This is a genomic window from Halorubrum sp. SS7 (assembly GCF_005435055.1).
Taxonomy (GTDB): Archaea; Halobacteriota; Halobacteria; order Halobacteriales; family Haloferacaceae; genus Halorubrum; species Halorubrum salinarum.
In genome coordinates this window covers 1-10,577 of record NZ_SGXV01000029.1, presented here as the reverse complement: position 1 = coordinate 10,577, position 10,577 = coordinate 1, and the positions used below count along the sequence as shown (strand labels likewise).

The window sequence follows — 10,577 nt, the reverse complement described above, 5'->3', positions numbered from 1 at the left end:
GTCGAGGTCGCGCGACTCCCACTGACGGGCGAGCCACGCGAGGAAGACCGCACCGAGCGCGACGCCGAGCGGGAGGACCACCTGGAGGAGCGAGTACTGCGTCGGGGTGAACGACAGCGTGTCGAGCGGGACCAGTTGCATCGCCCCGGCGACGGCCATGGCGACAGCCCCGACGAACGCGATCGGTTCGGGGCTCTTGCCGTGGTAGACGTCGCTCGTGATTTTCACTGCGAGGAAGACTCCGGTGATCCCGACGAGCAGGACGCCGGGCTGCCACGTCCACATGTAGAGGCCGAGCGCAACCCCGGCGGCGGCGGCGAAGGCCAGCGGGCGCTTCAGCGCGTCCCAATCTCGGTCGACGACGAGCTCCCACACCGGCTTCTCGCGCTCCGCGACGCCGAAGGCGACGAGGAACGCGAGGACGGCGGTGCTCTGGAAGAGGACCTCGGCCGCGCTGTGGTCGGGGAACCCGACGAGCGTGTATCGGAGGAAGGTTCCCGAGAAGAGGGCGAGCGTCGCCGCTCCGGCGAGCGCCGGGACGCGGTCGACGAAGCGCCGCGCGATGAAGTACGTCGGGACTGCGACGAGCGCGCCGACGATGGGCGCCATGACGAGCATGACTTCCTCGGTGCTGCCCATGATCGGTCGGGCGATCCAGACACCGACGGCCATGATGTGGTCCCAGAGGGTGCCGAACTGCCCCGCACTGTTTCCGTACGGGAACCCGGTCCACGGGTCGAACGACATCGTGTTCGGCCAGTTCTCCAAGAGGTATGACGTTTCGCGGAGGTGGTACCACGCGTCGTTGCCGCGGAAGTACACTTCGCCGTCGCGGACGAAGTTCCCATACGACCGGAGGCGAGTCCACAGCATGAACGCCACTGCGATGAGAAGGGCTGGGACATGATACCACCGTGTAAGAAGATCGACGGGGGACGGCGTCGATCCATCCGGCGAGTCGCTCGAATCGCTCATTACCGCAAGGAACTGTCAAAACGCGCATAAGGCTTGTCATATCTGGTTCCAAATCCCCTACAGGCGTATCGAATCCGTGCTGACCAAGGGAAACGGTTATTAAGACCGATTGCGGAATTTGGCTTAGAATCTGTGTCTATTCATTTCTCCTCCGTCTACCGTGTCTGGGTAACGTTAAGCAAACACATTAGGAAGGGCCGAATCTCACCGGTCTGTCCCGTCAGCACACAACAAGGAACTGAATCATGGATGGGAAACGTCGAGAATGACTGATGAGAGTGTTGCGATCCTTCATGATCGCTTCCCCGGTATCGGAGGTGGAGAGACATTTGCCATCGAAGCAGCTCGGGTACTTGATGCCCCCATTTATACGATGTACGTCGCCGAGGGAACGGAAGTCCCACCAGATATTGATGTCTATTCGATCCGACAGGAAAAGTACACGAGCGGGGTCTCTGGACAATTATTAGAGTGGCGAAACAGTGGGATGAACCCCTTCGAGACGACCAGCGTCGCAATCGACATAACCCAGGGGACGTCGGAACTCGAAACCTACGACATCCTATTAGAGAGCGCACCACTCTCGAAGTATTTCGTCCCGGCGACGCACCAGCGGATCGTCCACTACCCTCACAGTCCGCCACGGTGGTTGTACGATCTCTTTCGGGACCGAATGGACCGCGTCGACTATCCCGGAATCGCGTTTGCAGCAAGGGCGTACGCGAAGCTCTGGCGTGCCCTCGATAAGGAGGCAGTCGACTACGTGGACACGTTCGTTGCGAACAGTGAGCTCATCCGTGATCGCGTCCAGCGCTACTACGACCGAGACGCGGAGGTCGTGTATCCGCCAGTAACCGGGAACTGGCGAAACGAGGGAGACGAGGGGTACTTCCTTACGTGGTCTCGGCTCGATAAGGAGAAACGAATGGACCTGATCGTCGAAGCGTTTCAGGGACTCGATGAGCGCCTGATCGTCGCAGGCGACGGCGAACACCGCGAGAAGCTCGAACGAATGGCTCGCGGACACGACAATATCGAGATCCGCGGCTTCGTGGACGATATCGAGTCGCTCGTCGCGACCGCGACCGCCGTCGTGTACGCGCCGACACAGGAGGACTTCGGTCTCGTCGGCGCGGAGGCGCTGATGGCGGGCAAACCCCTGATCGGAGTGAATGAAGGGTTCACCCGGTATCAAGTTGAAGAGGGGGTGACCGGGAGGCTCTTCGACCCAGAGGTAGCTGATCTCAGAGAAACGATCCAATCATTCGATACAAATATCTTCAACCGTGACGACATCCAGGAATTTGCGGAACGGTACGATTACACGAACTTCGAGGAAGGCCTTCGAAAAGTGGTGTTTAAGCAAGTCTAATTTTGCTTCTGAGAAGCATTCAGGTGTGTTTCGATTAATATGTTCTTTGATCATTATATTATCACTGAGACGATCCTCACTATCTATATCCTAAGTCTTCGAGTCGTTCCATGACAGCTGCTTCATCTTCATAGTTGACCTCTTCATTGTCTGTTGGCGTGGGTTCAGTTAGCGCTTCACGATGTTGATCCAGTAGTTTATTGAATTCTGACACTTTTTCGGATCTCTCTTTAGCGATGTTCTGATCTTCGCTCGGATCTGACTGTAAGTCGTACAGTTCCTCCGCTGGCGCGTGTTCAATCTCACAGTATCGACAGACTGTGTCTTCATCTAGCGACTCGATCAGTTTATAATCTGCCGTCCGGATCATGGCTCTTCGCTGTGTGTGTGCCTCTTCAGCGGTTACTGCCTGTCTGGACTTCCATTTCCCATTATCGCGAAGCAGAGGCATAAGTGAACATCCATCAGACTGTAAGTTGGCACTAGAATCGACAGCATCCAGTACGGTAGGTGCGATGTCCGTTATTTGTACCAACTCGTCCGTACGAGACGCCGTCTCCTCCGGTAGCCAGACTATGAGTGGGATCCGAACTGTTTGGTCATACAGTCCATGGTGGTCGTAGATAATCCCGTGTTCTGTCATTGATTCCCCATGGTCGGAAAGAAGGACGATCATTGTGTCTTCCAGTTCCCCAGCTGTCTCAATACGATCTACTAATTGACCTACCTTTGCGTCTGCATCTCTTACTGTGGCATCGTACCTCGCGTTCATGTCAGCCGTTGTAAGGTCCGCGTTGTCAGAATACTGTTCGTTCCACTCCAAACACTGTTCGCTTGTCCACGATCCCTCGGGATATCGTTCCGCAAGTTCTGTCAACGACACTTCGTCCGCTTCATATTGTTCCCGGTACTGCCTCGGTGAATTCGAATCTGGTTCATACGGGATGTGTGTATCAAGTAAGTGAAGAAAACCGTAAAATTGATCAGCGCGGCTTAGGTCTGAGACAAGGGCATCAACCGCGTTGCTTTCTGTTGGGGAGAACGCATTGTATATCGTAGACGCGACTGATCCCAAGTACTCGCTGGTACCGTACAACCACTCACTCAGTCGCGTCTTGGTATCTTCTGTCTCCGGGTACCTGTCGAAACCTGACTTATGCCACCGACCCAGTACTCTTCCGTAATTTCCCGTGTAGAAGCCATTTTTTTGAAGCAGTTTGGGGAATTGTGTCGTGGCATTAACTGCTTGCTTTTCTTCCTGAGTGATGTAGCTTCCGTGGTTATGTACGCCGTGTCCTTTCGGATGACAACCAGTGTGAATTGAAGTAATCGCAGGATCTGTCGCATTAATCGTCGTGAAAGCCTTTTCAAACACAGTAGACTCCTTTGCGAGTGAGTCAATTCTCGGGGTAAGGTTGTTCTCCATCTCATACACGCCTACTCTGTCCCAGCGTAACGCATCAATAACAACGACGACTACGTTTTTCACATTATCAGTCATATGCCCTCTTTCATTGAACGGCACATATAGCTGTTTCCTGATTTCGATAACTTGGCTCGCGAGATCGAGAGGAGTTGTCTCACTTGAAAACTCTACTATAGATATCAGCGTATGCCGCTACATTTTGTTCCCAACATAAGTCTTCCAGAATCCCTGTCGAATTAATAGTGGGGGGCGAATCGATTGCTGTCTCCACCGCATCTACAAGGGCATTGATGGTATTTGCCTCCATCATGACCCCCCCATAGTTCTCTATCAATGGAGATAGAGACGGGAGCGGTGTCGTAACGGGGACAGACCCGAGAGCGAGAGTCTTTGCCAACGAGGCGCTTTGAGTGATCTCATCAAAAGGTAGGACGACACAGTCGGCCTGCCGAATGTATTCGTTTACGTGGTCTTCGGTTGGGAGCACCCCTGTAATTGTCACATCATCGGAAAGCCCTTGCTGTTTGATAGAATTTTCTAATTCTGACATGTAATCTCCGGAGTGACCGCGGTGTTCCCCTCCGGAGATGGTTATGTGAATGTCAGGATATTTCTTCTTAAGCTGCGGAAGTGCGTCGACGACTTTGTGGAATCCTTTCTTTTCATGTACAAAACCTGGGCACACCACGTTTGTGGCCTCATCATCCAGCTCTATGCCCAAATGTTTCTTAGTAATCCTATCTTGGATACTCTTCTCGATTCCCAGATATGGTACAGTGAAATAATTCCTTACTCGAAGGCGCTCTGTGAGCGGATAGGCCGCTATATGCTCTTGACGGGTTGATTCTGTGAGAAATATCAGATTCCGGAATGAGCCGAACAATAACGAGTACTGCTGAAATCCCGGGACGTCATGGATAGTTATGAGCGTCGGTGGAACATCACGGGAGAGCCACTTTCTAGCGACGAGATAGCGGAGGCGACCCACCGGAAATTGTATCTGGATGCCATTATAGTCGCGATCAAGCACTTTTGCCCACCCATTGTAGGACCGTGGAATTTCACCACGAACCGTCACACCAGACACTGGGGCCTCTGGCTTTTCTCCAGATTCGGTCAGAATATCAATTTCATATCCATGGCTGTCAGCTAGACCTTTTGTGAGGTGTTTTGAGTAGTCCGCAATAGCCCCCTTCTCTGGGGGGAATTCGGAGATCCACAGGATCCGCTTCATGTCCTCAGCCATGGATTAGAACTGAATTCCAGTAGTATACGTTGTTCGGTCTGTCCTGCTAAAATCGCCATCTTTAGTTTACTGAGGAATTTCCTCTCGGTATGCATGATTTAGATATCGTTGTTACAGGGGGCGCAGGATTCATCGGTTCTCACCTTGTGGACGCTCTGGTCGACAAGAACAATGTCCTTGTCCTAGACGATCTTTCAAGTGGGAGTCGCGAATTCGTAAACGACGAAGCGGATTTCATGAAAGTCGACATCAGGGATAAGGCTGCGCTTCGAGAAGCTCTTGATTCACCCGACCTGATTTTCCATCTCGCAGCTAACGCACACACGAAAGAAACTTCTCTCGGATGGGACGATCCAGGTACTGATTGCGACGTAAATGTGAAGGGAACATTAAATGTTTTTGAGGCTGTACGTCACGATCATCCCGAGTGTCGTGTCGTGTTTGTATCGTCAGCCGCGGTGTATGGCGAACCTGATACAGTCCCAATAACAGAAGACACAGCGAGAAATCCCCAGTCGCCCTACGGTGTTCACAAGCGTACCGGCGAATTACATGCTAATTCCTACGTCCGCGAAATTGGTCTTGATGTCGTTAGTGTGCGAATTTTCAACACGTATGGTCCAAGGCAACCCCGATACGTAATTTACGATTTCTTCGAGAAGCTTCGGAAAGATAGCTCTGAACTCGAAGTGCTCGGGACAGGAAACCAAGTCCGTGACTACTGCTATGTTAGCGACACAGTTCAGGGACTCACCCTAGTCGCGGAGCGTGGCACTGCGGGTGAGGCTTATAACCTTGGTGGCGGCGAGAGCATTAGTATTTCGGAGCTTGCTAATAGTGTTATTGACGTTTGTGATGTTGACGCGTCGGTGAGGTTTACATCGGAAAGCTGGACGGGTGACCTTGATCGGCTTCACGCGGATATTTCCAAAATCAAAAAACTTGGATTTGAACCAAATGTTGGTTTGTCTGATGGGTTGGTACGATTTAAGGAGTACTATGAGAGTGCGGAAGGCCCAGTGGGTCAGTAACCGTCGGTTCACTTACCACCTCTCGACAGGTTACACATATGCGTAATCACACAGTACCGGACGATGACGTCGAACACGCACACAGGTCGGTAGGGCGGTCCTTTGAAAACCCGTGTGTGATCCATGACCCGATGACGTTCCAAGGCGGTGGAGAGAGGTACGCAATCTCATTAGCGGAATGCCTTGATGCACCCCTCTACACGTCCCAATGTAGTATTGACATCGACTCAGATATCACGGTGAACACTTTTTCTGAATCACCTGTAGATCGTTTACTACGCCGACTACCGATCTGGGGACTAGCAGACGCGCTTGTGTACGAAAACTTTGAGGTTCCGGAACATCATGATGTCGTTATTACTACGGGGGCCACATCAAAAGCCGTTCTCCACTCTCCTCATCAGCACCGATATCACGTGATTCATACACCGGCTCGATGGCTATTTGACCGTGCTCCAGGGCGTTACCGTGATTCGTGGGGACCGATCCGTGTCGTGAAACGTTTCTATCAGTCATATATGCGAATTCACGACTTGTCAACTATACCCCGTATCCGGTCATTCGTGGCAAATTCAGAGGTGATCTCTCAAAGGATGAGCGTATATTACAACCGAGAACCCGACACAGTCATATATCCTCCTGTCAATACTGAGCAGTTTTATCACGAAGCAAACAAAGGGTATATCCTATTTATTGGCCGGTTAGAGCCACACAAAGGTGTTGAGGAGATGGTTAGGGCTGTCAACAACACGAATTATTCGCTCAAGATCGCAGGTACAGGTTCTCTGAAGCCTCGCCTTTCCAAGCTCATGAGTAGTAACGTTGAGTTGCTTGGTTACGTTAGTGAGGAACGCAAACGGCGACTGTTAGCCAATTGTGACGCGTTACTATTCAATAGCTATGCGGAAGATTTCGGCATTGTCCCAATAGAAGCTTTCGCAAGTGGAAAACCTGTCATCGGTGTTCGTGAGGGATACACGAAACAACAAATCTCGGATGGGGAGAACGGTGTCCTGTTTGCCCGTGGCAAAGACGCGATGCGTGACGCCATTGACCGCGCTTACTCGATCGATTGGGATCCAGCCGAAATCCAGGCGACCAGTGACAAATATAGTATTGAACACTTCAACGAACAGTGGCGTAAATTAATCTTTGGTCAATCAAAAGATCCTTGACGAACAAACCCTCTCCTGACGACACACAGCTCAGCGTCGAGACAACCCACGGTGTCGTGGCTAGAGTCTTTTCTGCGGGAAGTGGATTGGCAGGAACGATCATCTTCGCAAATGTTCTTGGTGCTGATATCCTCGGACAGTACTTCTTGCTATACGCTATCGCGAATGCGAGTTATCTTCCTATCGACGGATGGGCAGAGGGTACCAAGAAGCGTTTTTCCGATCCAGAACCCACCCACACTACTGTTCTAGGGGTCCTCACCATCGTTTTCGTTGTCTGGGTAGCGATTATGATGGTGCTCTTTTTTGCTTTATCCGGATTACTGACGTCCGTTTTAGACATTGATATCTCCATTTTTATTCTACCGTTGCTCGTGATTGAGGGAGCGTTCGTCGTGGTTGAAAAGCTAGTACACGCGAGGGGGCGAGTCGGTCGCGCTACGTGGATTGATTCGATCCGTTCGGTAATCACACTTGGATTCCAAGGCTTATTAGTGTACCTTGGCTGGGAAGAGAGTGGGCTTCTATTGGGGCTCACCCTCGCCACGATCGTCTCGCTGGTACCACTTGCGCTTTCGGTGAGAGAGATACCAAGCAGTCCAGATTCGTCGGAATTCCGATCTCAGTGGCGATACGCGCGATTTAGCGTACCAGAGTTTGTGGTGGGAAGGCTTCACCGGCGGGCAGAACCTCTTCTCATTGGCGCCGTGCTGGGACCAGCAGCAGTTGGATTATACGAAGTAGCTCGGAGAGTGGCCATACCAGCTAGTTTCGTTGCAGACGTAGCTGGCAACGGACTTATGGCTAATGTGAGTCGTCTGTGGGGAGAAACAAACGATATCTCTGAGGATGTCGAGAATGTACTATCATTTGCGAGCATTTTAGCAATTCCGTTATTCACTGGCTCGCTTGTGTTATCGACTGAGGTTGTCGTAACTCTCTTTGGTTCGAAATTCAGTGGTGCCGGAATTATTCTCATTGGTGTTACGCTATCTGAGGTGTTCGGAACACAGAATCACAGCCTTTGGCAGGTATTTAATGGCATGGGGAAACCAAAGGTAAATCTTCGGATAAGTACCCTCTATACGCTTCTCAAACTACCGCTCATGGTTCTTTTATTGTACCAAATTGGCTTGGTGGGAATTGTTGTCTCGTTGATCATATCGGAGGCTTTCAAGCATGTATTATCCGTGATTTTTCTCCGACGGTTTGTATCAATTAACCCTCTACCCCGATTGTTATTTGAGGAAATAGTCGCTGCCATAGCTATGATGGCGATCATAGGGACTATTATCACACAATGGCCCGTGACCGGATGGCAAACTTTATTATTCTACGTTACTCTCGGATGTATACTGTATTCTCTGTTCCTAGCTGGCATGAGCAACCAGTTTCGGGAAACATCTGTAGAGGTGCTCAAGGGCTTCACTAATCGTGGCGTCTGATCCTACTCATTTGGGAGGATCTCGCGGATCAAGGATCTCCGCGAGGTAACCTCTGATCTTCGAAAAGACGCTGGAATTCCTAGACATCATCACGTCGCGCCACACTGGTGGAACTTCTCCTGACGTCCACAGAAACAGACGTAATACTGCCACATAATACTGATCTGCGAAGTTCTTACGTTTGAAGTACACTATGTTTCGTCCCTTCCAGTACTCCAGTTCACGCTTGTCTCCATGTCTTGCTCCCCCTTCTGGCGAGATGAAATGATATACTAGCGCTTCCGGGTTGTACAACAACAATCGCCCATCTTGTACAAGCCGGACAGTTACGTCATCTTCCTCACGATAACCATTGCCTTTATATGATTCGTCAAACCCCCCCACAGATTCAAGTGCGGATACACGGAACGACATATTCGCACCTCTAAATTTTTCAGTTTCCGTAACTGAAGGTGGAACCCACCGGTCGGACTCATCTAGTACTTCGCCGTACTTGAGGTAGCGATTTTGATTTTCGCTCACCTCTAGTAACTCCTGTTGTACTTCAAGGTTTTCGTCAGCTGTAAGTGCCGGTCCACCGATAGCGTCGACATCTGGATGGTGCTTGTACGTTTCTACGAGACTTTCAAGCCATTTTCGGGGAGCAAACGTATCATCATCAAGGAAACAAAGAATGTCTCCGGTACAAATTGATAGGATTTTGTTCCGCGCAACAGGTTGATTCCCTCCACTGTTCTGGAAGTACTGGACTTTGACTCCCAGTTCGTTGAATGTCGTTTTGTTGGCTTCTGAAACGATTTGCCCTGTGCGGTCATCGTCACTGTCATCGATGACGATTATTTCGTCGGGGGTACGTGTTTGTTGCGCAAGGCTATTCAAGACTGTCTCTATCGCCGAGGGCCGGTCCTGTGTGATTAGGCCGATACTGAAAGACTTCGAATCATTCTCTGTGCTGTCCATGATTTCTTACCCTCCGTTGCTGGCCACTTTCGCGTGGACAAATTCTCTGTTCTCTTGTTCATCGAGTACCTCAAGAAGATAGCCTGCCTCCCGAAGTAACGATTTTACCTCATCAGGAGTAGCACCAAAGTGTTTGACTTGGTCGTGAATTTCGACGAATATTGCCCTAGGTGGCGATTTTGATAGGACTTGTGACATTCCTTGGAGTACCTCATATTCGGCCCCTTCTACGTCGATCTTCATAACATCTGGAGACGAACAAGCATTCTGTGTAATTAGTTCATCTACCGTATACGCCTTCACCTCAATACGTTCCCCGTCAGCGTCCGGAGACATTGAATGTGTGGTTGCTCCAGTAGCTGGCACGGATTCGTCAACCACCAAATTTTGCTTGCCTCTTTCGGCAGCCAAGACCCCTTTGATAATTTTAGTTTTATCTGCGCACCCGTTCTGTTCAATGTTCTCTTTAAGACGTGCGTTGACTTCTGGTTGGGGTTCAAACGCCACTATTTCCTCCAATTGTGCTTTTTTACAGGCAAAACATGAGTATAGGCCAACATTTGAGCCAACATCATAGAAGACATCACCATTCTTTATCTCGTTGAGAAACAACTTAATCACAGATTTTTCCTCCTCCATAGATAAAATATTCTTTCGTTCCTGGTGATTCGTGATAATGAAGTCACAATTAGTTCCGTCCACTGAGATGTTTACAGTCGGTTTGCGGTACTCAAGGTAAAGGTTTCTTAACGCAATGATGCCTGGTAGACGTGATATCATGAGCGATTTCTTCAACACATACCTCAGTGGCTGTGAATTGTATAAGCTTATCTATAAGGAATCGCTGGAATATCCAGTTACAGCTCCGTCCCATCATTCGATTATCGATTTCTATAAACCACCAATACCCACACATTAGCTGCCAAGCAATTTGGACCAATATTTCT

9 protein-coding genes are annotated in these 10,577 nt (G+C 50.3%); 4 read left to right on the top strand and 5 right to left on the bottom strand.

All coding sequences use genetic code 11. From position 1 onward, the window contains the following. On the bottom strand, nucleotides 1-975 hold a 975-nt coding region (locus EXE44_RS15715; RefSeq protein ID WP_274595381.1), incomplete at its 3' end, for an STT3 domain-containing protein. Nucleotides 976-1,240: 265 nt separating this feature from the next. On the opposite strand from EXE44_RS15715, the gene EXE44_RS15710 reads away from it, so the two are divergent. Further along, on the top strand, nucleotides 1,241-2,347 hold the full coding sequence (locus EXE44_RS15710) for a glycosyltransferase (protein WP_137706167.1): 1,107 nt from the start codon (nucleotides 1,241-1,243) through the stop codon (nucleotides 2,345-2,347). A gap of 79 nt (nucleotides 2,348-2,426) precedes the next feature. Here EXE44_RS15710 and EXE44_RS15705 read toward each other — a convergent pair whose 3' ends face one another. Both EXE44_RS15705 and EXE44_RS15700 read right to left on the bottom strand, forming a co-directional pair. Continuing rightward, complete coding sequence (locus EXE44_RS15705; RefSeq protein ID WP_137706168.1) at nucleotides 2,427-3,848, bottom strand: sulfatase; 1,422 nt, start codon at nucleotides 3,846-3,848, stop codon at nucleotides 2,427-2,429. A gap of 79 nt (nucleotides 3,849-3,927) precedes the next feature. Continuing rightward, nucleotides 3,928-5,019: a glycosyltransferase family 4 protein gene (locus tag EXE44_RS15700; protein WP_137694901.1), complete on the bottom strand. Its 1,092-nt coding sequence runs from the start codon at nucleotides 5,017-5,019 to the stop codon at nucleotides 3,928-3,930. 89 nt (nucleotides 5,020-5,108) lie between these two features. On the opposite strand from EXE44_RS15700, the gene EXE44_RS15695 reads away from it, so the two are divergent. The 3 genes from EXE44_RS15695 to EXE44_RS15685 all read left to right on the top strand — a co-directional run bounded on the left by EXE44_RS15695 (nucleotide 5,109) and on the right by EXE44_RS15685 (nucleotide 8,670). After that, on the top strand, nucleotides 5,109-6,050 hold the full coding sequence (locus tag EXE44_RS15695) for an NAD-dependent epimerase/dehydratase family protein (RefSeq protein WP_137706169.1): 942 nt from the start codon (nucleotides 5,109-5,111) through the stop codon (nucleotides 6,048-6,050). Nucleotides 6,051-6,613: 563 nt separating this feature from the next. Next, nucleotides 6,614-7,225: a glycosyltransferase gene (locus tag EXE44_RS20295; RefSeq protein WP_158293472.1), complete on the top strand. Its 612-nt coding sequence runs from the start codon at nucleotides 6,614-6,616 to the stop codon at nucleotides 7,223-7,225. Beyond that, the gene (locus EXE44_RS15685; RefSeq protein ID WP_137694904.1) at nucleotides 7,222-8,670 is read left to right on the top strand and encodes a lipopolysaccharide biosynthesis protein; all 1,449 of its coding nucleotides are present in this window, start codon (nucleotides 7,222-7,224) and stop codon (nucleotides 8,668-8,670) included. Before EXE44_RS20295 ends, EXE44_RS15685 begins: the two co-directional genes overlap by 4 nt. A 6-nt stretch (nucleotides 8,671-8,676) precedes the next feature. On the opposite strand, the gene EXE44_RS15680 is transcribed toward EXE44_RS15685, so the two are convergent. Both EXE44_RS15680 and EXE44_RS15675 read right to left on the bottom strand, forming a co-directional pair. Then, a complete protein-coding gene (locus tag EXE44_RS15680; RefSeq protein ID WP_137706170.1) occupies nucleotides 8,677-9,630 on the bottom strand; it encodes a glycosyltransferase family 2 protein in 954 nt (317 codons plus the stop codon). 6 nt (nucleotides 9,631-9,636) lie between these two features. Further along, a complete protein-coding gene (locus tag EXE44_RS15675) occupies nucleotides 9,637-10,425 on the bottom strand; it encodes an FkbM family methyltransferase (protein WP_137706171.1) in 789 nt (262 codons plus the stop codon). Nucleotides 10,426-10,577: the final 152 nt, after the last annotated feature.

What these genes read in the sequence shown, in the direction of transcription:
- EXE44_RS15680 (WP_137706170.1), bottom strand. Translation starts at nt 9,630, where the DNA reads ATGGACAGCACAGAGAATGATTCGAAGTCTTTCAGTATCGGCCTAATC.
- EXE44_RS15710 (WP_137706167.1), top strand. Translation starts at nt 1,241, where the DNA reads ATGACTGATGAGAGTGTTGCGATCCTTCATGATCGCTTCCCCGGTATC.
- EXE44_RS15700 (WP_137694901.1), bottom strand. Translation starts at nt 5,019, where the DNA reads ATGGCTGAGGACATGAAGCGGATCCTGTGGATCTCCGAATTCCCCCCA.
- EXE44_RS15705 (WP_137706168.1), bottom strand. Translation starts at nt 3,848, where the DNA reads ATGACTGATAATGTGAAAAACGTAGTCGTCGTTGTTATTGATGCGTTA.
- EXE44_RS15695 (WP_137706169.1), top strand. Translation starts at nt 5,109, where the DNA reads ATGCATGATTTAGATATCGTTGTTACAGGGGGCGCAGGATTCATCGGT.